A 24,654-nucleotide genomic window follows, 5' to 3' on the forward strand; every position below is an offset into this window, starting at 1 on the left:
ACGACCGGGCGTTTTTCTTTGGTCGTTTGTTAGAGCGAGGCTGCGTCAGGCGGCCCGAGCTACGACGCGGTCGCGCCCCTGAGCTTTCGCCTCATAGACGCCCTCATCGGCCCGTTTGAGTAGCGCCTCGGGCGTGTCGTCCATGCCCAGACTGGCCGCCACGCCGACCGAAACGGTCACGCCAAGCACATCCCCGCCGCTGATACGGAAGGGGGCCGCCCCTACGTCGCGGCGAATACGTTCGGCGATGCGATGTGCGTCTTCCAGCGTCGTGCCCGGCATGACCACCACGAACTCCTCGCCGCCGAACCGACAGGGCAGATCGACCGCGCGCACATTGGTCGCCAGCCGCACCGAGAACTCGCGCAGCACTTCGTCGCCCACGTCATGCCCGAAGGTGTCGTTCACAGCCTTGAAGTGGTCGATGTCCAGCACCAGCACCGCCACCGGGTCCCCGCCCCGCGCGGCGCGCGCGACAAGAGCCTGAAGCTGGCCGGTCATGTAGCGGCGGTTGTGCAGACCCGTCAGGGGGTCGGTGAGCGCCAATTCCAGGCTGTAATCCAGCTTATCGCGCAGGAAGTCGCCGTACCGTTTGCGCTTCACCTGGGTGCGCACTCTGGCCGACATCTCTTCGGGGTCGACGGGGCGGGCGAGGATGTCGTGCGCGCCCAGATCCAGCGCCTTCAGCAGACGCGGCCGGTCATGGGTGTCGATCAGCGCCAGGATGGGGATGCGGCGCATCGCCTCCTTCGACCGCAGCTGGGCGATCAGTCGAAGGCCGTCGAACCCTTCGGACGACACATTGACGATCACCAGATCGACCGATCCACGCGCCGCATCCAGACCGTCGGCTAGAGTGTCCGCAATCATCGGACGGTGCTCGATCGACAGCTCGCGCGCGATCATCTCGGCCTGAAGCTCATTGTCGTCGACGACCAGAACCCGGCCGCCCGAGCCCTTCAGATGGCCGACGCCGCCCGCGTCCATGCCCAGGCGGCGGCTGCTTTCCTCGCGCTCACGCAGTTCATCCATGACCATTTTCAGGCGCGTCAGGCTCTTGACCCGCGCCATCAGGATCACATCGTCCAGCGGCTTGGACAGGAAGTCGTCAGCGCCTGCTTCCAGTCCCCGGATGCGGTCATGACGCCCGTCCAGGGCCGTCACCAGCACCACCGGGATATGACGCGTCTCCTCGGCGGCCTTGAGGCGGCGGCAGGTCTCGAACCCGTCCATGCCGGGCATCATGACGTCCAGCAGGATCAGGTCGGGCTGTTCGTCCTGGGCGATGCGCAGGCACGAGGTCCCGTCGCCGCAGGTCAGGACGTCATAGTATTCAAGAGTCAGCTTGGCTTCGAGCAGACGGACGTTCGCCTCTACGTCGTCGACCACGAGAATTCGCGCACTCATCCCCTACCCCAGGTGCTTCCGCACCGTTTCCAGGAAGGAGATGACCGAAATCGGCTTGGAGATGTAGGCCTCGCACCCCCTGACGAATCGTTCTTCATCACCCTTCATGGCGAAGGCGGTAACGGCGATGACGGGTATATGGTTCAGCTCTTCATCGTCCTTGAGCCATTTGGTCACCTCCAGCCCCGAAATCTCCGGCAGCTGGATATCCATCAGGATCAGATCAGGGCGATGCTCGCGCGCAATCGCCAGCGCCTGCAGCCCTTCGCGGGTCTGCAGCACTTCGTACCCCTGAGAATCGAGCAGATCATGAAATAGCTTCATGTTCAGCTCGTTATCCTCGACGATGAGGATCTTCTTGGACATCCGCCACCCGGCTGTTGCGCCTCTGGTTCATTCGCTTTCGCGTCGGGCTGTTACGCCTTCTTGGGTGCACTGTGGGCGCGTCAGTCTTAAGTTGACGTGAAGCTGAGGAAACGGAGTTCGGGTTTGGCCATCACGGCCCTTTGCCGCGACTGTCTATGGACCGGCGACCGCAAGGTCGTGCGGTGCCCGTCGTGCGCCTCGCGCCGGGTGATCGCCCATGACGAACTGAGCGATCTGCACATCGCCCACCTGGACTGCGACGCCTTCTACGCCTCGGTCGAAAAGCGCGACCGACCCGAACTGCGCGACAGGCCCGTGATCGTCGGCGGCGGCAAGCGCGGGGTCGTCTCCACCGCCTGCTATGTGGCGCGGCTGTACGGCGTCGGCTCGGCCATGCCGATGTTCAAGGCGCTGAAAGCCTGTCCCGACGCCGTGGTCATCAAGCCCGACTTCGCCAAATACAAGGCGGAGAGCGCGCGCATCTTCGGCGCCGTGCAGCGCCTGACGCCGCTGGTTCAGACCCTGTCGCTGGACGAGGCGTGGATCGATCTGAAGGGCACCGAGCGGCTGAACGGCGGGCCGCCCGCCTTCCAGTTGGCGCGCCTGCAGAAATGGATCGAGGATGAGACGGGGCTGAGCGTCTCCATCGGCCTGGCGCCCAACCGCTTCCTGGCCAAGATCGCGTCTGAACTGGACAAGCCGCGCGGCTTTTCCGTCATCGGCGGGGCGGAGGCGCAAAGTCTGCTGGCGCCGCGCCCCGTGACCACCCTGCCCGGCGTCGGGCCGGTGTTCGGCCGCACCCTGCGCTCGGACGGCTTCGCCACCATCGGCGATCTGGCCGCCGCCGACGTGAAGGATCTGGCCCGGCGGTATGGCGAGACGGGCCTGCGGCTGCACGACCTCAGCCACGCCCGCGACAGCCGCCCGGTGAACCCCGACCACGACCGCCGCGGCATGAGCGCCGAGACCACGTTTAACGAAGATCTGTCCACCGCCGAGGCTCTGGAAGCTGAACTGTGGCCCCTGTGCGAGAAGCTGGCCTCCAAGGCCCGCCGAGACGGCGTCGCCAGCCGCGTGCTGGTGCTGAAGCTGCGCAAGACGGACTTCAAGATCGTCACCCGCCGCATCACCCTGGCCGAGCCGGTGCAGACGGCGCGCGCCCTGTTCGCGGCCGGGCGCGACCTGCTGAAACCCGAAATCGGCGTGCCCTACAGGCTCATCGGCATCGGCATGGCCGACATCGCCGACGCCCAGGACGCCCCGGCCAGCCTGTTCGCCACGGCCGAGACCCGCGCCCTGAAGACCGAGACCGCCATCGACGCCCTGCGCGACAAGTTTGGGGCGGGCGCCGTCGTCGCGGGGCGCGCGCTGAAACGTCCCAACGAACGCCCCGGATGACGCGGCCGCCGCGCCGCGCTAAACCCCTGCACCCTTTCATACGGAGTCGCCCCATGAGCATTCACGCCCGCATTGCTGAACTCGGCATCACCCTGCCCGAGCCCGCCAAGCCGGTCGCCAGCTATGTCTCCTACGTCCGCTCGGGCGAGCAGATCTTCATCTCGGGCCAGCTGTCGAACGACGCCAATGGCGGCATCAAGGGCACCGTCGGCGTGGACGTGACCCCTGAGCAGGCCGCCGAGGCCGCCCGCCTGTGCGGCGTCAACCTGCTGGCCCAGATCAACGCCGCCGTCGACGGCGACCTGGATCGCGTGGTCCGCATCGTCAAGCTGGGCGGCTTCGTCCAGGCCGGGCCGGACTTCGAGGCCATCCCCGCGGTCATCAACGGCTGCTCGGACCTGATGGTCCAGGTCTTCGGCGACGCCGGCAAGCACTCGCGCTCGGCCGTCGGCGTGTACAAGCTGCCGCTCGGCTTCGCCGTCGAAGTGGACGCCGTCATCGAGGTGAAGTGAGCTTCACCCTTCAGGTTCACGACGGGATCGCCGCGATAGGCCGGGACGCGTGGGACGCCTGCGCGGCCCCGACCGGCGATCCCTTCGTCTCCTACGACTTCCTCGACGCCTGCGAGGCGTCCGGCAGCGCCGTCCCGTCTGAAGGCTGGGCGGCGCGCCACCTGTCCCTGCACGATGAAGACGGGGCCGTGATCGGCGTCATGCCCCTTTATCTGAAGGGTCATAGCCAGGGCGAGTACGTCTTCGACCACAGCTGGGCCGACGCCTATCAGCGCGCAGGCGGGCGCTACTATCCCAAGCTGCTGGGGGCTGTGCCCTTCACCCCCGCGACGGGCCCACGGTTTCTGAATGCGCCGGGGACGGACGCCGTCGTGGTGCGTGAAGCGCTGCTGCAAGGCGCATTGACGCTGACCGAGCGGCTGGGCGTGTCGTCCCTGCACGTCAACTTTCCCCTAGAGGCCGAATGGCGCGCCATGGCCGAAGCGGGCCTGCTGCCGCGCCGCGACATCCAGTTCATCTGGCGCAACGACGGCTATCAGAGCTTCGACGACTTCCTGGCCGCCCTGTCTTCCAACCGGCGCAAGACCATCCGGCGCGAGCGGCGTGAGGCGCAAGCCGGCCTCGACATCCGCGTGCTGACGGGCGCCCAGATCGCCGAGGCGCATTGGGAGGCCTTCTTCGCCTTCTACATGGACACGGGCGACCGAAAATGGGGACGGCCCTATCTGACGCGCGACTTCTTCGCCCGCGTCGGCGCGACCATGGCTGACCGCATCGCCCTGGTGATGGCGTTTGAAGGCGAGACGCCGGTAGCCGGGGCGCTGAATTTCATCGGACGGGATGCGCTTTACGGACGCCAGTGGGGACGCTGGTCGACCGGCCCTTCCTCCATTTCGAGCTTTGCTATTATCAGGCCATCGACTTCGCCATCTCGCGCGGCCTGTCGCGTGTCGAGGCGGGGGCGCAAGGAGAGCACAAGATCGCGCGCGGCTACCTGCCCTCGCCCGTCTATTCCGCCCATTTCATCGCCGATCCGGCGCTGCGCGATCCTGTCGCCCGCTACCTCGACAACGAGCGCCCGGCGGTCGAGGCCGAGATGGACGCGATGACGGCGGCTCTGTCGCCCTATCGCGCCCGCTGACAGGGCGTCGCATCGCGAATTTCTACGGAACTTGCTGCGTCGCAATACGCTTTCCCTGTGAGTACCCTCCTCACATCAGGAATCACCATGACCGATCAACGTATCGAAGGCGTCGCGACCGAACTGCAAGGCAAGGCCCAGAACGGCCTCGGTCGCGTGACGGGCGACAGCAAGCTCCAAGTCGAAGGCAAGCTGAACGAGGTCAAGGGCAAGGCGCTCGACGCCTATGGCCGCGTCATCGACGGCCTCGACGGCATGGTCGACAAGGCCCCCGTCGACCTGCGCGACCCGGCCCGCAAGGGCCTGGACTTCGCCCGCCGCAAACCCCTGCTGACCACCGGCATCATCGCCGGCGCGGCGATGCTCTTGGGCGCTCTGGGCCGTCGCCGTTAAACAAAGCCCTCTCCTCTTGCGGGCGAAGGCGGCTCGCGAAGCGTGACGGATGAGGGGTTGCGAGGCATCCAAGTCTCGCAACCCCTTTTGCGTCGCGAGACCCTCATCCAGGCCCGGACGGGCCGTGTTCTCCCTCCAGGGGAGAAGGACAGAAAAAAGGCCCAGGCGTTATGCCCGGGCCTTTCTCTTTGCGCCTGATCGAGATCAGGCCGTTTCTTCTTCCGCTTCCTTCACCGCCGCGCCCTTGGCCGGGGTGATGTCGAAGGCGATCTTGCCGTCCTTCAGCTCGACCTTGACGTGGCCGCCGCGGGTCAAGCGGCCGAACAGGATGTCGTCGGCCAGCGGCTTCTTGATGTGCTCCTGGATGACGCGGGCCAGCGGACGCGCGCCATACAGTTCGTCGAAGCCGTTCTTGGCCAGCCAGTCGGCCGCCTCGTCGGTCAGTTCGATGGTGATGTTGCGGTCCGCCAGCTGGGCTTCCAGCTGCAGCACGAACTTGGTGACCACCGAGCGGATCGTCTCGGCGCCCAGCGGCTTGAAGGCCACGATGGCGTCCAGACGGTTGCGGAACTCAGGGGCGAACAGGCGCTGGATGGCCTTTTCGTCCTCGCCCTCGACCTTGCCCCGGCCGAAGCCGATGGCCGCGCGCGCGTTGTCGGCGGCGCCCGCGTTGGTCGTCATGATCAGGATGACGTTCCTGAAATCGACCTTCTTGCCCACCGCGTCGGTCAGCGTCCCGTTGTCCATCACCTGCAGCAGGATGTTGTAGACGTCGGGGTGCGCCTTCTCGATCTCGTCCAGCAGCACGACGGAGTGCGGATGCTGGTCGACGGCGTCGGTCAGCAGGCCGCCCTGGTCATGGCCGACATAGCCCGGAGGCGCGCCGATCAGGCGGCTGACCGTGTGGCGCTCCATGTATTCGGACATGTCGAAGCGCTGCATCTCGATGCCGAGGGTGGCGGCGAGCTGCTTGGCGACTTCGGTCTTGCCGACGCCGGTCGGACCGCTGAACAGGAAGGCGCCGATGGGCTTGTTCGGGTCGCGCAGACCCGCTCGCGCCAGCTTCATCGCCGACGACACCTGGTCAATCGCCTGCTCCTGACCGAAGACGGCGCGCTTCAGATCGGTCTCCAGCTCACGCAGGGATTCCGTATCCGACTTCGACACCGACTTGGCCGGGATGCGGGCCATCTTGGCGATGACGGCCTCGACCTCCTTCTGGCCGATGACCTTCTTGCGCTTCGATTCCGGCAGCAGCATCTGCGACGCCCCCGCCTCGTCGATCACGTCGATGGCCTTGTCCGGCAGCTTGCGGTCGGTGATGTAACGCGCCGACAGATCGACCGCCGTGCGAATGGCCGAGTCGGTGAAACGCAGCTTGTGGTGCGTCTCATAGGTCGTCTTCAGGCCCTTGAGGATCTTCACCGTGTCCTCGATCGTCGGCTCATTGACGTCGATCTTCTGGAAGCGACGCACCAGGGCGCGGTCCTTCTCGAAGTGCTGGCGATATTCCTTGTAGGTGGTCGACCCCATGCAGCGCAGGCTGCCCGACGCCAGCGCCGGCTTCAGCAGGTTGGACGCATCCATCGCCCCGCCCGAGGTCGCGCCCGCGCCGATCACCGTGTGGATCTCGTCGATGAACAGGACCGCGTTGTCGTGGCTCTCCAACTCCTTGACGACCTGCTTCAGCCGCTCCTCGAAGTCGCCGCGATAGCGGGTACCCGCCAGCAGCGAGCCCATGTCGAGGCTGTAGATCGTCGCGTCCTTCAGGACTTCCGGCACCTCGCCGTTGACGATCTTGCGCGCCAGGCCTTCGGCGATGGCGGTCTTGCCGACGCCGGGGTCGCCGACCAACAGCGGGTTGTTCTTGGTGCGGCGGCACAGGATCTGAATCGAGCGCTCGACCTCGGCTTGACGCCCGATCAGCGGGTCGATCTTGCCGCTCTTGGCCTTCTCGTTCAGGTCGACGCAATAGGCCTCCAGCGCCTCGCCGCCCTGTTTGACGACCGAGCCGTCCTCGGCTTCTTCAGGACTGGCGCCGCGCACCGATCGGGCTTCGTTGGCGCCGGCCTTCTTGGCGATGCCGTGGGCGATGAAGTTGACCGCGTCGTAGCGCGTCATGTCCTGCTCCTGCAGGAAATAGGCGGCGTGGCTTTCGCGCTCGGAGAAGATGGCGACCAGGACGTTGGCGCCGGTCACTTCCTCGCGGCCGGACGACTGGACATGGATGACCGCGCGCTGGATCACGCGCTGGAAGCCCGCCGTCGGCTTGGCGTCGTCGCCGTCGGCCGTGGCGAGGGCGGCCAGGTCCGTGTCGACATAGGAGCCGAGCGCAGCCTTCAGCGCGCCCAGATCGACGTTGCAGGCCGTCATCACGGCCGAGGCGTCCGGATCGTCGATCAGGGCCAGCAGCAGGTGTTCAAGCGTGGCGTATTCGTGCCGGCGCTCGTTGGCGTAGTGGACCGCGCGGTGCAGGGTCTCTTCGAGAGGACGGGAAAACGAAGGCATGGCAGGTTCCTCTCAGTCCTTTTCCATCGTGCATTGCAGGGGGTGCTGGTGGCGCCGCGCCGTCTCGACCACCTGGGCGACCTTGGTTTCGGCCACTTCGTAGGTGAAGACGCCGCAGACCCCGACGCCATGCTGGTGCACGTGCAGCATGATGCGGGTCGCGTCCTCGCGGCTCTTCTGGAAGAACCGCTCCAGCACGTAGATGACGAACTCCATGGGGGTGTAGTCGTCATTCAGGATCAGCACCCGATAAAGCGAGGGGCGCTGAAGTTTCGGCTTTGTCTCGGTGACGACGGCGGCGCCTGCGCCTCCGCCTTGTTCACCTGGCCGTCTGTTAGGCATTCGTGGTCCGTAAGCGGGGAGTGTCGAGGATCAGATAGGGAATGATGGCCTGATTTGTAGAGGCGTCCAGCCTGCAGACGCTCACGCACGCCCAGTTGATAGCTAAACGTGAAAAAGCCCCGGCGTTTCCACCGGGGCCTTTCCGAAAGTCTGAGTTACGGAGGCGCGGCTTAGCGGGCGCCCTGGAACTGCTCGACAGCGGCCGAAACGCGCTCGTTGATCGGCTTGAAGCTGTCCTTGACCGAGGCGGTCATGGTCTCGGTCGCCTTGCCGAACTCGGCCAGATAGGCCTCGGCGGCCGACTTGGCCCAGTTGGTCTGCAGTTCGAACAGTTCCTGCATCGAGCGGGCCTGCGAGAAGGACTGGGCGGCGGCGACGCCGTCTTCCCAGGACTTCTTGCTGTATGCCATAGCCTGTTGCGACAGGGCCTCGGCGCCCTTCTGGGCGGCGGCGGCGGATTCGACCACGGCTTCCAGGTTCTTCTTGCCGTGCGCATTCAGCTCGCTCAGCGAGGCGACGGACTTGTCCACGCCTTCCCGGAACGCCTGGGCACCGGCGGCCTGGATGGATTCAGCCTGGGCCTTGGCCTTGGCGGTGGTTTGTTCGACGGTCTTCTTCACGGTCTCAGCGGCGTCAGCCATGGGGAGTCTCCTGAAGCGAAAGGTTTCTTGCGACAGGCGGAGCCCATCGCGACAACGGCGATATGGTGCACCTGCGAAAAGACTTCAAGTGAAAATTGTGCGCTGCACAATATTATCATTGATAACCTTCCCGCCGACTTCGCAGGAGCGATCACAAGTCTGTTGACGCGCCGTTAACCCTCTCGAAACCGGGCGAGCCGATGTTAGCGTTTGTAACGTGCGTGATCGCAGCCGTCTTCGCGCCACAGTGACGAGGCTAGTAGCTTGCCCATGAACGCCCTCTTCCGCCGTCGCTTCCTGGCCGCCCTGGTCCTGGGGGCATCGTCCTGACGCCGACGGTCGGCGTCGCTCCTCCGGAAGCCCAGTCCTCGGACAGCCGATACGCGGCCATTGTGGTGGACGCCGCCTCGGGCGAGGTGATGTTCTCACGCTTTGCCGACGCCCGCCGATATCCCGCCTCCATCACCAAGGTCATGACCCTGTATCTGGCGTTCGAGGCGCTGGAGTCGGGCAAGGTCAAGCTGGACGACAACCTGACCGTCTCGCCTCGGGCGGCCTCTCAGCCGCCGTCCAAGCTGGGCCTGGCGGCCGGTCAGACTATCAGTCTGGACGACGCCATGCGCGCCACGGCCGTCCGCAGCGCCAACGACATGGCCGTGGTCATCGCCGAACACATCGGCGGCTCCGAGGGCCGCTTCACCCAGATGATGACGGAGAAGGCGCGGGAGCTGGGGATGGAGCACACCCGCTTCACCACCGCCAACGGCCTGCCCGACACGCGCCAGGCGACCACGGCGCGCGACCTGTCGATCCTCAGCCGCGCGGTGATGCGCGACTATCCGCAATACTATCGCTACCTCGGCCTGCACGACTGGTTCTACAAAGGCCGCGACTACCGCAACACCAACGGCCTGCTGGCCACCGGGCGCGGCTATGACGGCATCAAGACCGGCTTCACCAACGCCTCGGGCTATAATCTGGCGGCGTCTTCGGTGCGTGACGGCAAGCGGCTGATCACCATCGTCATGGGCGGGCGCTCGACCGCCAGCCGCAACGCTCACGTCGCAGAGTTGATGGACACCGGCTTCGAGGTCCAACGTCGCCGCAGTCAGGGCGAGACCATCCAACTGGCTCAGGCCTTCTTCGAACAACGCGGCTATGGGATCGGCAGCGAGCCTGCCGCCACGGTCGCCTACGCCTCCCTATCCGACGAGGACGGCGAAGGCGTCAGCGGCTCGACCGAAGTGGCCTATGTCTCCGGTCCGCCGCCGCGCAGCCTGCCGACCGAGGTGACGCCGCCGCCGTCGGCTCGCCGCGCCGAGAACCGCCCGCCCGAAAACCTCACCGCCGCGCTGAACGGCGGATCGGCTGCGACGTCGGCGGCCCCTGCCCGTGCGGCCCGCAACACCCCGGCGCGCGCCGCCGCTGCGACCCCGGCGGGTCGCTGGACCGTCCAGGTCGGCGCCTTCCGCGAAGAAGCCGTGGCCCGCGACTGGCTGAACAACATCAGCCGCCGCTTCTCCGGCCAATTCTCGAACGCCCAGAGAGACGTGCAGACGGCCAACGGCTGGTATCGCTCGCGCTTCACCGGCATGACCCAGCAGGCGGCCGAGGCGGCGTGCGAAGCCCTGTCGGAACGCCGGGTCACCTGCATGGTGGTGCGTCCCAGCTAAGCGAGGCGGAGCTAGCGTCCCTGCCCATTGCGCCACCCCGGCTCCGCCAGACGCCGGGCGTAGTCGCGCACGTCGACAGGCCACGTCTCTGTTCGAGCGTCGAACGCCGTCCAGTCGCCCGAGAACAGCATCCGCACGGCCTCTTCATAGTCTGGCAGGTCGCCCGCCACGGCTGTCATGAAGCGATAGGCCGCCTCGCGGCTGCGACGCATCCGGTCCGGCCCCTCCGCCTCGCGCAGGGCGGCTTCGACCAGCTTGCGCAGAGCCACCGACGCCCCGCCGGGCTGAGACGCCAGCCAGTCCCAATGACGCGGCAACAGCGTCACTTCACGTGCTGTGACGCCCAACTTGGGCCGCCCCGGTCCGCGCTTCTCAGGCTCAGGCTGCGTCTGCTCCTGCGGCAGCCGCGCCAACACGGCCGGCAGGTCTCCGCGCAGATCCAGATCAATCGGCCGGGCGTCCTCGTCTCTGATAACGAGAACTGTCCGTCCAGCGTCATGTGCGGCTTTGGCCGCTGCGGCGACCTGCGCCAGGGGCCCTGCCGCAATCATCGTGTGGCCATCAAAGGCCGTGCATAGAGTCATGATCCGTCCTCACTCGCTGAGGTCAAATTTACCCGGATAATATTATGCCGTCAATATCACCCGGATAAATTATCACGCCCGATCAGCCATGCCGCCGAACAGGGCGCCGGCGATCCAGCTGACTACGCCGGTGACGATGGCCGCCCCGATCCCCGCCCACAGACCGTCGACGACAAAGCCGCCCAGGAACATGGCCGTCAGCCCGATCATGGCCGCGTTCACCACCAGCAGAAACAGGCCGAAGGTGACGATGGTCAGCGGCAAAGTCAGGATCACCATCAACGGCCGCACGAAGGCGTTGACCAGGCCCAGAATGATCGCCGCCGCGACCAGCGAGCCGGTCGAGGTGAACTCTACTCCCGGCACCAGCTTGGCCGAAGCCCACAGGCCGATCGCCGTAACCACGGCCTGAACGATGAAACCCAGCATGACGCCTCCGTCGGTTGAACCTTGACCATATAAGCGCATATCGCGGCGTTCCGCTCCGTGCGTCGGGCCGGATCGCCTGCTAGGCTGGCCGCCCTATCCCGAAGGAGACTTCCATGAGCCTTCACGGCGCCTACGACCCGGACAACATCTTCGCCAAGATCCTGCGCGGCGACATGCCCAGCGTGAAGGTGTGGGAGGACGACGACGTCCTGGCCTTCATGGACGTGTTCCCCCAGTCCGAGGGCCACGTCCTGATCGTGTCCAAGACCTCGACCGCCCGCAACATCCTGGAGATCGAACCCGAGGCGCTGGCCAAGCTGACGGCCGCCGTGCAGCGCACCGCCCGCGCGGTCGAGAAGGCGCTGAAGCCCGAAGGCCTCAGCCTGATGCAGTTCAACGGCGACGCAGGCGGCCAGACGGTCTTCCACCTGCATTTTCACATCGTGCCGCGCTGGTCCGACCGCCCCATGAAGGGCCACGGCCACGCCCCGATGGCCGACGCCGAACAGCTGAAAATTCTGGCCCGGAAGATCGCCGCCGCGCTCGACTGAGCGTCTACTACAGCGGCCCTTTGAAGATGAAGAAGGCCCCCGGCGATCAGGGCGAAGCCGATCAGGTGATTCACCGTCAGCTTCTCGCCCAGATAGAGCACCGAGAAGATCGCGAAGACCAGCAGGGTGATAACCTCCTGCATGGTCTTCAACTCGGCCGCCGAATAGACCTGATGGCCGATGCGGTTGGCGGGCACGGCCAGCCAGTATTCGAAGAAGGCGATGCCCCAGCTGATCAGGACCACGATCCACAGCGGCTTGGCCCCGAATTTCAGATGGCCGTACCAGGCGAAGGTCATGAAGACGTTCGACAGGGCCAGCATGACGATGGGCGCGAGATAGGGCAGCGTGGGCATTCGATCAGTGTGCTTGCGTCAAAGAGATTCCGCCAGCATAAGGCGGGCCACGCCGGTTTAGCTCAGCTGGTAGAGCAGCGGTTTTGTAAACCGAAGGTCGCGGGTTCGATTCCTGCAACCGGCACCACTCTCGCGGCCTCCCCCATGTCCGAGACGACCAACAAACTGGGTCACAGGATCCGAACGCGCGGCGCGCGCACCCGCCGCGCCCTGCTGGACGCCCTGCGCGCCCTGCTGAACACCAAACATCTGGGCGAGATCGCGCCGCCGACGTGGCCATGGCGGCGGGCGTATCGGCGCCGACCTTCTACACCTACTTCGCCTCGGTCGAGGAAGGCCTGCAACTGCTGTGCGAAGAGGCGGGCGAGGACTTTCAGCGGCTGGCCGCCCATATCCACGCGGACTGGTCGGGCGACCGGGCGTTCGAGGCCGCGCGGGCGTATGTGCTGGAGGTGCTGAACCTCTGGAACGACCACGGGCCGGTGCTGCGCGTCGAACAGATGCTGGCCGACATGGGCGAGCCCGCCTTCGCCGAAAGCCGCATCCGGCGCCTGCGTCGCCTTCACCTGGCGCTGGAGCGCCGCATCGCCCAGGCCCACGCCAACGGCCTGCACCCCGAAGGCCTGAATCCCCGCCTGGCCTCCTATGAGACCGCGAACCTGGTGGAGTCCGTCGCCGCCGGTTTCGACCTGATGCGCCGCGCCGACACGCCCGAAGCCATCATCGAAACCACCGCCCATGTCGTTGTGAAGCTGACCACCGGGCGCTGACGCTCCTGGCTGGCTTGGACAAGCTGTCCATTGCGGCGGCGCCTTCATGGGGTAAGCATGATCGTTGGCTTAGGAGTGCGTCATGTCTCGTCTTTCGTCCTTTCCTTCGATCCGCAACATCGCGGCCCCAGCTGTCGCCCTGAGCGCCGTGCTGACGCTGGCCGCCTGCGGCCCGAACGACGCCGCGCCCGCCGACAGCGCGCCACAAGCGCCCAAGGCGCCGTCGCCCAGCGAAGCCGAAAAGCTGGCCCTGCTCGCCGCCCTGCCCGCGCCTTATAACGAGGCCGACCTGGACAACGGCCGCCGCGCCTTCGCGCGCTGCCGGTCGTGCCACACCATCACGCCGGGCGGGCCGAACATGACGGGGCCCAACCTCTACGGCGTGTTCGGCAGCAAGGCCGGGGCGAAGGAAAAGTACAGCTATTCCCACGCTATGCGCACGGCGGGCTTCACCTGGGACGCCGAGACGTTGGACCACTGGCTGCAGAACCCCCGCACCTTCCTGCCCGGCAACAAGATGAGCTTCGCCGGCCTGCCCGACGCCACGGACCGCCGCGACGTCATCGCCTTCCTGAAGGTCGAGACGGGGTTCAAACCCCAGGCCGAGTGAGCCGAGACAGCCAGACAAGCAAAAGGGCGGCGGATCATGGAGGTCCGCCGCCCTTCGCATATACAAGGACCAGAGCGGCCTATTCCGCCGGGCTCATGTCCGGCTGGACGCCCTGGCGCTTCTCTTGCGCTTCCCACTCCTCGATCTTGCGGGCGGTGTATTCCGGCGACTTGGTGAAGCGCGCCAGCACGCCATAGATCACCGGCACCACGAACAGGGTCAGCACGGTGGCGAACATGGCGCCGGTGAAGATCACCACGCCGATGGTCTGACGACTGCCCGCCCCCGCGCCTTGCCACAGCACCAGCGGCAGGGCGCCGAAGGCGGTGGCGATCGAGGTCATGATGATCGGGCGCAGACGCAAGCTGGAGGACTCGATGATGGCCTCGCGGATGCTCCGGCCCTGGTCGCGCAGCTGGTTGGCGAACTCCACGATCAGGATGCCGTTCTTGGCCGCGACGCCGATCAGGATGATCAGGCCGATCTGGCTGTAGATGTTCAGGCTGGAGCCCGCCATCAGCAGGCCGAACAGCCCGCCCGCCGCCGCCAGCGGCACCGTCAGCATGATGACCGCCGGGGTGATCCAGCTCTCGAACTGGGCCGCCAGCACCAGGAAGACCAGCAGCAGAGCCAGGGCGAAGGCCCAGCCCACCGCGCTGCCCGCCTCCTGCTGGTCGCGGGCGGCGCCGCCCCAGCGGATGTTCGTCACGCCCTGCGGCTGCTTGGCGGCCTCGGCCATCAAGAACTGAACGGCGTCGTCGATGGTCGTGCCGGGGTTCAGGTCGGCCTGCAGGGTGATGGCGCGCTGGCGATCCAGACGGCGACGATCCGGCGTGTCGCCCGAGGTCTTGGTCGTGACCACCGCCGACAGCGGCACCAGCTGCGCCGTGCCGGTCGACACATAGAGCGCCTCTAGGTCCGAAACCTCGCGGCGGCTGTCGCGGTCGGTCTGCAGGATGACGTCATATTCCTGGCCGCCCTTGATGTAGGTCGTGGCGCGGCGCGAACCGAACATGGTCTCCAGCGTGCGGCCGATCTGCTGTGACGAGACGCCGAGCGCCGCGGCCTTCTGCGGATCGACGTCGACCAGCAGGCGCGGCGCGTTCGGCTCATAGTTCAGGCGCGGACGCGAGAAGCCGGGGTTGTCCTGCGCCGCCGCCAGGATCGGCTGCAGCCAGTTATAGATGGCGGAATACTCCGAACCCGTGACGATCATGTCGATCGAGTTGGAGTTGCCCCCGCCGCGCTGGAAGGCGCCGGGCGTAGAGGCGTTGACCTGTGCGCCGGTCTGGCTGCGCAGCTTGCCGTTCAGCTCCTGGGCGATCTCGTCCGCCGAGCGGTCGCGCTCGGACCAGTCAGCCAGGTTCAGCACGGCGCTGCCCGAACTGAAGCCGGAGCCGCCGAACCCTGGCGAGGAAATCATGTAGTTGGCCGCCTCGCCGTTCTCGCGATACTCGGCCAGCAGGGGCTCGAGCCCCAGCATGATCTCGCGCGTATAGTCGAAGCCCGTGCCTTCCGGCCCGGCGATCCGCACGGTGACGCGGCCGCGGTCCTCGTTCGGCACCAGTTCGTTGGGCAGATGCAGGAAGATGCCGGTCGCGCCCGCCGCCACCAGGACGATCAAAGCGGCCACCCCGCCGACAGCGACCCGGCGGCCCAGCAAGGCGTCCAGCGAAGCGGCGTAGGACCGCTTCAGCGCTTCCATGCCTGCATCCACGCGTCGCGCGACCCAGCCGCCGGTCTGCGCCGGCTTCAGGATTTTTGACGCCAGCATCGGCGACAGGCTCAGCGCCAGGAAGGCCGAGAAGGCCACGGCCGCCGCAATCGCCGCCGCCAGCTCGACGAACAGCCGTCCGACGTAGCCCGGGAGGAACAGTAGAGGCGCGAACACGGACAGCAGGACGACGGTCGTCGCCACCACGGCGAAGAAGACCTGGCGCGCCCCGCGCTCAGCCGCGACCAGCGGCGGCTCGCCGCCGTCAAGGCGGCGCTGAATGTTTTCGACCACGACGATGGCGTCGTCGACGACCAGGCCGATCGCCAGAACCAGAGCCAACAGGGTCAGCAGGTTCAGCGAGAAGCCCAGCGGCGCCAGGACGATGAAGGTCGCCAGCAGGCAGATGGGCGCTACGACCGACGGAATGATCGCGGCGCGCAGGCTGCCCAGGAAGATGAAGTTGACCAGAGCCACCAGGGCCATGGAGATGCCGATCGTCACCCACACCTCGTCGATGGCGTGGGAGGTGAAGACCGAGTTGTCCGAACCGATCTCCAGCGTCGTGCCCGGCGGCAGGCTGGGGCCCACCTCCTCCATCAGCTTACGCACGCCTTCAGAAATCTGCAGGTCGTTGGACTGGGCCTGACGGGTGATGGCCAGGCCGATCTGGTCGATGCCGTTGCCGCGGAACAGGCGGCGCGCTTCGGCGGGCGCTTCCTCGATACGGGCGATGTCGCCCAGCCGGGTGACATAGGCGGCGTTGCCGATCAGGGCGCCGGTGACGCCATTGGTCATGGCCGCCGACGCCGCGCCCAGCGTACCGGACGCCTGCGCGCCGGTGGCGGTCGAGGCAGAGCCGCGCGTGCCGATCGGCAGTTGAGCGAAATCCGCCGGGTCGGCGTAGTTGCGCGCCACGCGGACGGTATAGTCCTTCTGCGCCGACTCCAGCGAGCCGGCGGGCAGTTCGACGTTCTGGTTGTTGAGGGCGGTCTCGACGTCGGTGACGGTCAGGCCGCGCGCGGCCATCGCCCCGGCGTCCAGCCAGATGCGCATGGCGTAGCGCTGCTCGCCGAAGATATTGACCTGGGCCACGCCCGGCACGGTGGCGAAGCGGTCAACCAGATAGCGGCGGGCGTAATCGGTGAGCTCCAGACGATCCATCGTCGTGGAACGCAGGAACATGATCAGGATGGGCTGGCTGTCGGAGTCGGCCTTGGCCACCTCGGGCGGATCCGCCTGGTCCGGCAGACGGCCCAGCACGCGCGAGATGCGGTCGCGCACGTCGTTGGCCGCATCGTCGATGTTGCGATCCAGCGAAAACTCGATGTTGACGTTGGACCGGCCGTCGCGACTGGTCGAGTTGATACGCTGGACGCCTTGGATCCCGGCGATCTGCTGCTCGATCGGCTCGGTGATCCGACTTTCGATCACCTCGGCGGAGGCCCCGGCGTAGCCGGTGCTGACCGAAACGATCGGCGGGTCCACGTCCGGCAGTTCGCGCACCGGCAGGAAGAAGAAGGCCGCCAGGCCGATGACGCACAGGACGATCGCCGCCACCGCCGCAAAGACGGGGCGCCGAACCGAAACATCGGACAGCATCATGGGCGGGCCGCCTGCGTCGCGCGGGCGCCGCCCTTGCTCGGAGCACGCCCTTGAGCGGCTTCACCCTCGACGGTGACAGGAGCGCCGGGCTGAATGCGGTTCAGGCCCGAGGCGACGATGTGGTCGTTGTTGGCCAGCCCCGAAACAATCTCGACATAGCCGCCCTCGACGGCGCCCGTCTGGACCTCGACCCGCTGGGCGGTAGAGCCCTTTTCGCCGCGCGCGATGCGATAGACGAAGGCGCCCTGCCCCTCATACTGAACGGCGGCCTCAGGCACGGCCAGGCTCTGGCGGCGGCCCTGCTGAACGGCGACGCGCATCATCATGCCGGGGCGGATGCGATTGCCAGGATTGGTGAATTCAGCGCGGGCGATGATCGCGCGGGTCTGTTCGTTGACGCGCGTGTCCAACAAGGCGATGCGCCCGTTGAACTCTTCGCCAGGGAAGGCGTCCGTCGTCGCCGTCAGCGGCGCACCCACCGGCAGCACGCCCAGATAGCGCTCCGGCAGCGGGAAATCGACGCGCACGCCGCTGATGTCGTCCAGAGTGGTGATGACCGAACCCGGCGAGATCAGGGTCCCCGGCGTCACCGAGGTCAGCCCCAGCACGCCGGCGAAAGGCGCGCGCAGGATCCGGTCGCCGCGACGGGCTTCCGCCGCCGCCACGGCGGCCTGCGCCGTCTTCAGAGCCGTTTCCGCCGTCTCGGCCATGACGCGCGGCGCTACGCCGCGCTCGGCAAGAATGCGGTAGCGGTCGTACTCGCGCTGGGCGTTCTCCAGCTGGGCCCGGGTGCGGATCAGGTCTGCGTCTTCCTCACGCGCCTGCAACTCGACCAGGGGCGTGCCCGCCGCCACGGCCTGCCCATCAGAGAACATGACCTGGGTCACCAACTGGGTGGTGTTGGAGGTGATGTTGACCGAGCGACGCCCCCGCGCCACGCCCAGAACGCGAATCTGGTCCGCAAACTCACGACGTTGGGCCACGACCTCGGCGACCACCTGGCCGCGCCCGGCACCGGGCCCGCGCGGACCCTTGCGATCGCCTGCGCCGCCGTCGCTGAAGGCGATCTTCAAGACCGCCGCGACGATCATCAGCCCTAACAGACAGGCCGCGCCGATAATGAAAAAATGGCGTTTGAACACGCGACGCAGTCTCCCCGACAACAAGCGCTATCGCTTAACGGGTCATCGCCGTTACGCAAATAACGTATCTGTAACGAGGGTCCTCTCTGATTCCGTCGCGTAAATTTGCTTCAAAAGCGTCGCCAAATTCCGATAACGGGCCCCTGCCCCGCAGGAGTTTCGCGCCCTGCGACCGCCGTTCGCCAGCCGGCCTGCAGGCTCCAATCGCCGAGTCGTCGCACGACTGATGTTTCCAGCGAAAGCCAGCGCGGCCCGTCTTTATCCGCCGCTCCGGCATAGGCCTGGCCCAGCAGCAGCCAGTCCGGCGCGAGATACAGGCCCGCCGTCACGTCCAGCCGCGTCTCGTCATTCAGCCCCGCGCGCCATAGCCGCGCCGCCTGCGCCTCGATGAAGCCGCCCTGCCCGTCGGCGCCCAGGCTGCGCCCCGCCATCACCCGCGCCTCCCAGTCGTGATCGCCGGCCCCGGGCGGCGCATAGCCGGCGTTGCGCCCCTCGCCGCCCTGAGCGTAGCCGACATAGACGGCGGCGGCGTTGCGCGTATCGCGATAGGCCTGCCAGCGCACGCCGATCTCAATCGGGCCGCGTCCCCGATAGTCGACGAAGGCGTCGCGCCCCTGTTGCCACTCGCCCTTCATCTGCAGGGTGAATCGGTCGTCCAGCCCATACTCGGCAAAGATGGAGAGGGAGCGGTCCAGCCGGTCGTGCGACAGGTCAACCCGTTCGCCATCGGAGGTGAAGGCCTGGTCCGCGCGGATGGTCTCATATTTGACGATCGCCTGCCCTTCGCCCTTGGGCAGGTTCCAGGCGCCCGCATGGGCCGGGCAGCCGACAGCGATGCACGCCAGACCGGCCAGAAGGCCGATCGGGCTGCGCCTTGATCCGCCCCCAGCGGTCTCACGCGTCGTAGCCGGGCGATTTTCGCTGGAGCTGACGCAGAGCGCCGGGCCAGGCCAGGGACGAGACGAAGCCGATGCCGCGCCCCTGTTCCTTGGTCTCGGCCTGAGCCGCGTCCGGGGCGATCAGGACATTGTCGCGCCCGGCCGACAGGGCGGCGACCTGCTGGGCGCAGGCGCGTTCCAGGAAGAAGATGCCGACCCAGGCCTGCGCCGCCGTGTTGCCGACCGCCATCGTGCCGTGATTGCGCAGCAGCATCAGCGACCGGTCGCCTAGGTCCGCGACCAGACGCTCGCGCTCGTCATGGTTCAGCGCCAGACCCTCGTAGCCGTGGTAGGCGACCTGATGCTGCAACAGGCAGGCGTTCTGGCTGATGGGCAGCAGGCCGTCCTTCTGGGCCGCCACCCCGACGCCGTTCACCGTGTGCAGGTGGATGACGAAATGCGCGTCCTCGCGCGCCGCATGGACGGCCGAGTGGATGGTGAAACCCGCCGGATTGATGAAGCTGTCGGTCTCTTGGACAATGTTGCCGTCCAGATCGACCTTTACCAACGACGACGCTGTAATCTCGTCGAAATACCAGCCGTAGGGGTTGATCAGAAAATGCGTCTCGGGCCCCGGGACGCGGGCCGAGATGTGGGTGAAGATCATGTCGTCCCACCCGTGCAACGCCACCAGCCGATAAAGGGCCGCCAGTTCGACGCGCGTGCGCCATTCGTCTTCCGAAACCCGCCCCTGCAACGAGGGCGCCCCGCTTATCCCATCCGCCATGACCACTCCCCTGATCAGCGTTCAGGTGAACGTCCCCCCGGCAGGCGTCGGCGTCAAGACGCAAGGCCGCGCTTTCCCAAGACTTCGTTAACCCTGTTTTCACAGCCCCGCCTCAAGGTGCCTTCGCCTCAGGGGCAGGCAGTTCTTCCGCGAGGGCGACGTGGAACCCACCAATGTGACGCGCAACGGACCGCAGACGCACGGCGCCCTGCCTCTGAACAGTCTTGAACAGCTGGTCGACCTGGCGAAGGGACAGCCGCCGGAGCGTCAGCACGGCCTGCTGATCGGCGTGGCGGATCTGTATCGCTCGACCGGAGGGCGCGATCGCGCGCCCCAGGCGCTCGGCGACGCCTTCATCGCTCTTGTCCGCGTGGTTGAGGCGGATATTCGCCAGGCCCTGTCGGAACGACTGGCGGATGCGGATTGGGTTCCCGTCGCCCTGGTGCGGATGCTGGCCGCCGACGCCATAGAAATCGCCCGCCCGGTCATCGCGGCCAGCCCCCTGCTGCAGGACGACGACCTTTTGACCCTGCTGGCCGAGGCGTCGCTGGATCACCGCATCCAGGTCGCGTTGAGACCCGGCCTCGGCGCCGCCGTCGCCCGCGCCATCATCAGCGCCGACGATCCGACCGTGCTGACGGCCCTGGCCTCGAACCGCACGGCGGCCCTGGGCGCCGAAGGCATGAGCCGACTGGTCAGCCGGTCGCGGGAACTGGCCGCCCTGCGCGCGCCCCTGGCCCGCCACCCGCAGATGACGCCTGAACTGGGCGCGCGCCTGTATCAGTGGGTGGGCGAGGCCCTGCGCCAGGCCATCATGGACCGCTTCACCCTCGATCCAGCGCGGCTGGCCGAGGCGGCGCACGCCGCCGCACAGGAGACCGCGCCCGCGGACGTCGCCGCAGCCCGCCTGACGGCCAAGCTTCAGGCCTCGGACCAGCTTCGGCCCGCCACCCTGATCCGCGCCCTGCGCGAAGACCGACTGGAGGTCTTCATCCACGCCCTGAGCCGCCTGGCCCGGCTGGATCTGGATCAGGTGCGTCGCGCCTTGCGGGCCGACACCGCCCGCCCGCTGTTTCTGGCCTGCACCGCTGCGGGCCTCGATCGCGCGGCCTTCCCTGCAGTCCTGAACGAGGTGCGGCGGATGAACAACGGCTTCCCGCATGATCCCGATGGCGGCGACTGGCGCCTGGCGCATCGTTCGGCGGCGCAGGCGGCCTATGAATTCCAGTTGCTGATGGCGCCTGAAGACAGTCATCCCGTTTGACAGGCGGCCCCGGCTCCGCTTGCCTAGGCTGGTGAGCCAGCCCTTCCGCCCCACCGCCGTCACCTTCCTCGCCAGCGACCGGCCCGAGGCCGAAGAAGCGCGCCTGCGGCTGACCGAACGATATGGCTCCGTTCCCGTCGCCGAGGCTGAGGTGATCGTGGCCCTGGGCGGCGACGGCTTCATGCTGGAAACCCTGCACAACAACCTACAACTGCAAACGCCGGTTTACGGGATGAACCGCGGCTCGGTCGGCTTCCTGATGAACGACTATGAGGAAGACGACCTGCTGGATCGCCTGATCCAGGCGGATCGCACCGTGCTGCATCCGCTGCAGATGGACGCCTGGACCGAGAGCGGTCAGGTCCACAGCGGCCTGGCGATCAATGAGGTCTCCCTGCTGCGCCAGACGCGCCAGAGCGCCAAGCTGCGCATCAGCATCAACGACAAGGTGCGGTTGGAAGAACTGACCTGCGACGGCTGTCTGGTGGCGACGCCGGCGGGATCGACCGCCTATAATCTATCGGCGCACGGGCCCATCATTCCCCTCGATGCGCCCAGCCTGGCTCTGACCCCCATCAGCGCCTTCCGTCCCCGGCGCTGGCGCGGGGCGCTGCTGTCGCACACGGCCCGCGTCCGCTTCGAGGTGCTGGAGGCCGACAAGCGCCCCGTCAGCGCCACCGCCGACAACTTCGAAGTGCGGCGCGTCACGCGCGTCGAGGTGCGCGAGCGTCGCGACATCGCCCTGACCATGCTGTTCGACGCCGGCCGGTCCTATGAGGAGCGCGTGATGGCCGAGCAGTTCGCCTCCTGAACGTCACGATTTTTAGAACTCTCGCGGCAGATTGGATTTTACAGTTCAGGAGTCCGCCCGTGAGCAATTCGTCCAACGTCTTTCGCCCGCCCAACGCCCTGCGCGCCAAGGTGGGCGGCGGCTTCGGCGGTATTGACGCCAACGCCATCGCCAAGGCGGAAGAGGCGCTGAAGGCGATGTCGTCCCAGTTCGGCCAGTGGCTGCAGGACGAACTGACCAAGCTTGATCAGGCCCAGGCCGACATCCGCGCAAAGGGCTATACGGCCGAAACGGCCGAGGCGCTGTATTTCCGCGCCCATGATCTGAAAGGCCTCGGCGCGACCTATCAATATCCGTTGGTGACGCGCATCGCCGGCTCCCTGTGCCGGATACTGGACGACGCGGACAAGCGGCTGCAGGCGCCCCTGCCCCTCGTTGACGCCCATATCGACGCCATCAAGGCCGTGGTGCGCGATGAGATTCAAACCGACGAACACCCGGTGGGACGCGATCTGGCCGAGACGCTGGAAGCGCGGGTGGCCGAGCATCTCGGCTGAGATCTTAGTCTCGTAGATAACGAAGGGGCGTTCGGTCGGACGCCCCTTTTTCTATGCCGCGCCGGCCGCTGCCTGCATCTCGGGCGTCGGGCGATCCAGACGCTCCATCAGATAGGCCAGGTCTTCGCGCGCGGCGTCGGGACGCTGGCTGAGGAAGCGTTCCAGCATGCGCTGACGGAAGCGCTCGCCCGAAGTGTCGCCGCCCTCGGCCTGAAGCGCGCGCCAGGTGTCCACGCCCGCGCGGAACGCCTGAAACAGTCGCGGCGGCATCCCCGCCCGGTCATAAAGGGCCTTGAACCCCAGCGGCCCCGCATCGTGCACCATCAGCCAGGCGCGGTGATGCGGCGTGCCGGCCAGTTCGGCCAGGGCGTGCTCCAGCAAACTCATCTGCCCGCGCGCCAGCGCCCTCAGCAGCAGCGACGGCGTCAGCGCCTTTCGCCCATACAGGCGTGCGACGAAGGCAGGCAGGTCGGTCGCCGTCCGCGCCTGATCGATCAGGTCCACGGTCGCCCGCTCCCGCGCGAAATCGGCGAACCGAATGGCGGTTTCAGGCGCCAGGGCGTGGCGGGTGATCAGATGCTCGCGCGCGGCGTCGGCGGCGAGGTCCACCAAACGCTGGGTCACCGACAGCGGCAGAACCTGGCGATAGGCCAGAGCCGATACGATCTCCGGCGCATGACCGAAGCGATCGACCACCACGCCCAGCGCTTCCTCGGACAGGTCGGCGTTGTCGTTGGCCGCCAGGGCCAGCACTGCCTCCTGTCGCCCCTCGGCGGCCAGGACGGTCGCCACATCGCGCGGCACCTTTGGACGGGAGGCCACGGCGGCCTGACGCAGCGCGCACCCGGCGCGGACGATCTCGATCAGATCATCGTCGGAAAAGACAGGCGAGCAGTTGATGACCGGCAGGGCCACGCTGTCCACATCGGCCGCCAGGCGGCGCGCCACGTCGCGCGGCATCAGGCTGGAGGCCTTCAGCGTCACCGCCAGGGCGCGGCGCACCAGTTCAGCCGCATCGACGGCCAGCACTGTGAGAATCTTCTGCGCCGCGGCCCGTTCGGCCTCGTCCAGCGTCATGCGATCGATGCTGCGCAACAGCTTGTGCGCCGCCGCCGCCTGTTCGTCCTCGACGTCGGACTTGATCAGGCGCCGGATGTCGCTTTCCGTCAGGCGGGCCCGGTAGGCGGTCATGGATGAGGCTCAGGGCGGCGAAGAATCAATCGTCACCCATAGCGTTACATAGTTAAAGCCTCGTTAGGAATAACGGCCGAACAAAGGTCTTCAGACCGACCTGTCCGGCGGCGGTCCGTAGGCGCCGCCGAAGCCTCCGCCCGTACCCTGCCCGTCCTGACCCAGCAGCAGGGCCAGCAGGCCTTGATCCTGCTTCAGACGATCCAGTCGCGCGGCCAGCGCGCGCTCCTTGTCGCCTAATCGGGACCAGCCTTGACGGCGCCGACGCCTGCGGCAGGCGCGACCTCGCCCGCCGTGCGCTGCAGATTGGCGTGCACCTCGGCCACCGATACGGCCCGCCCGTTGCGATAGAAGATCGATCGGTTGGCCGATGCCGCTTCCGGAAACAGGGCCGCGGCGCTGGACTGGGGCCGCGTCTGCATCGCTTCCATCAGCTTGGCCGCGCCCGCCGGGCCGAGGAAATGCGCGGCGTAAAGCTCGCCCCCGTTCGGCTCGCGCCCCGTGCGGCCGCGCAGATAGGCGGCGTTGGAGGCCGTCAGTTCGCCGGCCATGGTCGAGGCGGCGTGGGGGTCGAAGCGCAGGTCCAGCACGACATTGCGGGCCGAGCCCCGCACTTGCCAGCGCCCGTCGCCGCCCTGATAGATCAGGTCCGCATACTGGCCGTAGCCATGCTTGGCGCCGTGCTGCTTCACCGTGCCCAGCCAAGTCTGCTCGATGAACTGGAACAGGCCTGAGGCCGAGGAGGTCGGCGCCCGCGCATTGGGGTTCATCGCGCTTTCGCGACGCGCGGTCTTCATCAGAAAGTCGAAGTCCACGCCGGTCGAGGTCGAGGCGCGCCGAATGGCCGCCTCCACGCCGCCGGATGATGGAATCGCTTTCACGCTCATGTGTGAACGGTCGCTAACCTAGGTAAACCAAACCCAACGCAGCAGCGTCGCCGTTAACAATTCGAAGCGCCACAATAAGGCCGCAAGCCAAGCGCGAACTTCGTTCCGTGGGGCGCTGGGGAGGGCCCGCGACAGGAGGCGCGTAAGTCATGATGATG

22 protein-coding genes, 1 tRNA gene and 3 pseudogenes are annotated in these 24,654 nt (G+C 67.0%); 12 read left to right on the top strand and 14 right to left on the bottom strand.

Annotated features, from left to right (window positions below; translation table 11 throughout):
• Nucleotides 1-45: 45 nt before the first annotated feature.
• Nucleotides 46-1,407: a PleD family two-component system response regulator gene (locus tag V8F63_RS16040; RefSeq protein ID WP_025977586.1), complete on the bottom strand. Its 1,362-nt coding sequence runs from the start codon at nt 1,405-1,407 to the stop codon at nt 46-48.
• A gap of 3 nt (nt 1,408-1,410) precedes the next feature.
• Entirely contained in the window at nt 1,411-1,773 is a 363-nt protein-coding gene (locus V8F63_RS16045; RefSeq protein ID WP_392354076.1) for a response regulator, read from the bottom strand.
• Nucleotides 1,774-1,896: 123 nt separating this feature from the next.
• Here V8F63_RS16045 and V8F63_RS16050 point away from each other — a divergent pair, with 123 nt between their 5' ends.
• The 4 genes and pseudogenes from V8F63_RS16050 to V8F63_RS16065 all read left to right on the top strand — a co-directional run bounded on the left by V8F63_RS16050 (nt 1,897) and on the right by V8F63_RS16065 (nt 5,217).
• Nucleotides 1,897-3,171, top strand: coding sequence for a DNA polymerase IV (locus V8F63_RS16050; protein ID WP_392354077.1), 1,275 nt, complete (start codon nt 1,897-1,899; stop codon nt 3,169-3,171).
• A 53-nt stretch (nt 3,172-3,224) separates the two neighbouring features.
• On the top strand, nt 3,225-3,683 hold the full coding sequence (locus V8F63_RS16055) for a RidA family protein (protein WP_025977588.1): 459 nt from the start codon (nt 3,225-3,227) through the stop codon (nt 3,681-3,683).
• Nucleotides 3,680-4,824 (top strand): annotated as a pseudogene (locus V8F63_RS16060) (GNAT family N-acetyltransferase). Before V8F63_RS16055 ends, V8F63_RS16060 begins: the two are co-directional and overlap by 4 nt.
• Nucleotides 4,825-4,911: 87 nt before the next feature.
• Nucleotides 4,912-5,217: a CsbD family protein gene (locus V8F63_RS16065; RefSeq protein ID WP_025977590.1), complete on the top strand. Its 306-nt coding sequence runs from the start codon at nt 4,912-4,914 to the stop codon at nt 5,215-5,217.
• 204 nt (nt 5,218-5,421) lie between these two features.
• Here V8F63_RS16065 and clpA read toward each other — a convergent pair whose 3' ends face one another.
• The 3 genes from clpA to phaP form a co-directional block, all read right to left on the bottom strand.
• Complete coding sequence (gene clpA, locus V8F63_RS16070; protein ID WP_134581328.1) at nt 5,422-7,725, bottom strand: ATP-dependent Clp protease ATP-binding subunit ClpA; 2,304 nt, start codon at nt 7,723-7,725, stop codon at nt 5,422-5,424.
• Nucleotides 7,726-7,737: 12 nt separating this feature from the next.
• A complete protein-coding gene (clpS, locus tag V8F63_RS16075; RefSeq protein WP_003164443.1) occupies nt 7,738-8,067 on the bottom strand; it encodes an ATP-dependent Clp protease adapter ClpS in 330 nt (109 codons plus the stop codon).
• A gap of 170 nt (nt 8,068-8,237) precedes the next feature.
• Nucleotides 8,238-8,708, bottom strand: a complete 471-nt coding sequence (gene phaP / locus V8F63_RS16080) for a TIGR01841 family phasin (RefSeq protein WP_392354078.1) — start codon at nt 8,706-8,708, stop codon at nt 8,238-8,240.
• Between the two features lie 392 nt (nt 8,709-9,100).
• Here phaP and V8F63_RS16085 point away from each other — a divergent pair, with 392 nt between their 5' ends.
• Nucleotides 9,101-10,381 carry a D-alanyl-D-alanine carboxypeptidase gene (locus V8F63_RS16085; protein ID WP_392354079.1) on the top strand — a complete coding sequence of 427 codons (1,281 nt, stop codon included), beginning with the start codon at nt 9,101-9,103 and terminating at the stop codon, nt 10,379-10,381.
• An 11-nt stretch (nt 10,382-10,392) separates the two neighbouring features.
• Here V8F63_RS16085 and V8F63_RS16090 read toward each other — a convergent pair whose 3' ends face one another.
• Both V8F63_RS16090 and V8F63_RS16095 read right to left on the bottom strand, forming a co-directional pair.
• Entirely contained in the window at nt 10,393-10,965 is a 573-nt protein-coding gene (locus tag V8F63_RS16090; RefSeq protein WP_392354080.1) for a DUF2239 family protein, read from the bottom strand.
• 72 nt (nt 10,966-11,037) lie between these two features.
• A complete protein-coding gene (locus tag V8F63_RS16095) occupies nt 11,038-11,394 on the bottom strand; it encodes a phage holin family protein (protein WP_025977594.1) in 357 nt (118 codons plus the stop codon).
• 113 nt (nt 11,395-11,507) lie between these two features.
• Here V8F63_RS16095 and V8F63_RS16100 point away from each other — a divergent pair, with 113 nt between their 5' ends.
• Complete coding sequence (locus tag V8F63_RS16100; protein ID WP_392354081.1) at nt 11,508-11,945, top strand: HIT family protein; 438 nt, start codon at nt 11,508-11,510, stop codon at nt 11,943-11,945.
• A 7-nt stretch (nt 11,946-11,952) separates the two neighbouring features.
• On the opposite strand, the pseudogene V8F63_RS16105 reads toward V8F63_RS16100, so the two are convergent.
• A pseudogene (locus tag V8F63_RS16105) lies at nt 11,953-12,301 on the bottom strand (DMT family protein).
• A gap of 51 nt (nt 12,302-12,352) precedes the next feature.
• On the opposite strand from V8F63_RS16105, the gene V8F63_RS16110 reads away from it, so the two are divergent.
• The 3 genes from V8F63_RS16110 to V8F63_RS16120 all read left to right on the top strand — a co-directional run bounded on the left by V8F63_RS16110 (nt 12,353) and on the right by V8F63_RS16120 (nt 13,681).
• A tRNA-Thr gene (locus V8F63_RS16110) sits at nt 12,353-12,428 on the top strand.
• A 151-nt stretch (nt 12,429-12,579) separates the two neighbouring features.
• The gene (locus tag V8F63_RS16115) at nt 12,580-13,071 is read left to right on the top strand and encodes a TetR/AcrR family transcriptional regulator (protein ID WP_392354082.1); all 492 of its coding nucleotides are present in this window, start codon (nt 12,580-12,582) and stop codon (nt 13,069-13,071) included.
• A gap of 82 nt (nt 13,072-13,153) precedes the next feature.
• Complete coding sequence (locus V8F63_RS16120) at nt 13,154-13,681, top strand: cytochrome c family protein (protein WP_313633150.1); 528 nt, start codon at nt 13,154-13,156, stop codon at nt 13,679-13,681.
• A gap of 79 nt (nt 13,682-13,760) precedes the next feature.
• Here V8F63_RS16120 and V8F63_RS16125 read toward each other — a convergent pair whose 3' ends face one another.
• The 4 genes from V8F63_RS16125 to V8F63_RS16140 all read right to left on the bottom strand — a co-directional run bounded on the left by V8F63_RS16125 (nt 13,761) and on the right by V8F63_RS16140 (nt 19,807).
• Nucleotides 13,761-16,997 carry an efflux RND transporter permease subunit gene (locus V8F63_RS16125; protein ID WP_392355118.1) on the bottom strand — a complete coding sequence of 1,079 codons (3,237 nt, stop codon included), beginning with the start codon at nt 16,995-16,997 and terminating at the stop codon, nt 13,761-13,763.
• Nucleotides 16,997-18,142: an efflux RND transporter periplasmic adaptor subunit gene (locus tag V8F63_RS16130; RefSeq protein WP_025977600.1), complete on the bottom strand. Its 1,146-nt coding sequence runs from the start codon at nt 18,140-18,142 to the stop codon at nt 16,997-16,999. The genes V8F63_RS16125 and V8F63_RS16130 overlap by 1 nt, the downstream gene beginning before the upstream one ends.
• A gap of 110 nt (nt 18,143-18,252) precedes the next feature.
• Nucleotides 18,253-18,777: a hypothetical protein gene (locus tag V8F63_RS16135; RefSeq protein WP_392354083.1), complete on the bottom strand. Its 525-nt coding sequence runs from the start codon at nt 18,775-18,777 to the stop codon at nt 18,253-18,255.
• 259 nt (nt 18,778-19,036) lie between these two features.
• Entirely contained in the window at nt 19,037-19,807 is a 771-nt protein-coding gene (locus V8F63_RS16140; RefSeq protein WP_025977602.1) for a class II aldolase/adducin family protein, read from the bottom strand.
• A gap of 160 nt (nt 19,808-19,967) precedes the next feature.
• On the opposite strand from V8F63_RS16140, the gene V8F63_RS16145 reads away from it, so the two are divergent.
• The 3 genes from V8F63_RS16145 to V8F63_RS16155 are packed head-to-tail and all read left to right on the top strand — an operon-like array spanning nt 19,968 to nt 22,418.
• On the top strand, nt 19,968-21,071 hold the full coding sequence (locus V8F63_RS16145; RefSeq protein ID WP_025977603.1) for a DUF2336 domain-containing protein: 1,104 nt from the start codon (nt 19,968-19,970) through the stop codon (nt 21,069-21,071).
• 31 nt (nt 21,072-21,102) lie between these two features.
• Entirely contained in the window at nt 21,103-21,882 is a 780-nt protein-coding gene (locus tag V8F63_RS16150) for an NAD kinase (RefSeq protein WP_025977604.1), read from the top strand.
• 59 nt (nt 21,883-21,941) lie between these two features.
• A complete protein-coding gene (locus tag V8F63_RS16155) occupies nt 21,942-22,418 on the top strand; it encodes an Hpt domain-containing protein (protein WP_134581334.1) in 477 nt (158 codons plus the stop codon).
• A 51-nt stretch (nt 22,419-22,469) separates the two neighbouring features.
• Here the strand turns inward: V8F63_RS16155 and V8F63_RS16160 are convergent, their stop codons facing one another.
• Nucleotides 22,470-23,609 carry a DUF2336 domain-containing protein gene (locus tag V8F63_RS16160; RefSeq protein ID WP_392354084.1) on the bottom strand — a complete coding sequence of 380 codons (1,140 nt, stop codon included), beginning with the start codon at nt 23,607-23,609 and terminating at the stop codon, nt 22,470-22,472.
• A gap of 90 nt (nt 23,610-23,699) precedes the next feature.
• Nucleotides 23,700-24,496, bottom strand: a pseudogene (locus V8F63_RS16165) (transglycosylase SLT domain-containing protein).
• Nucleotides 24,497-24,654: the final 158 nt, after the last annotated feature.

The sequence above is a fragment of the Brevundimonas sp. LF-1 genome, assembly GCF_037055305.1.
Lineage (GTDB): Bacteria > Pseudomonadota > Alphaproteobacteria > Caulobacterales > Caulobacteraceae > Brevundimonas > Brevundimonas sanguinis.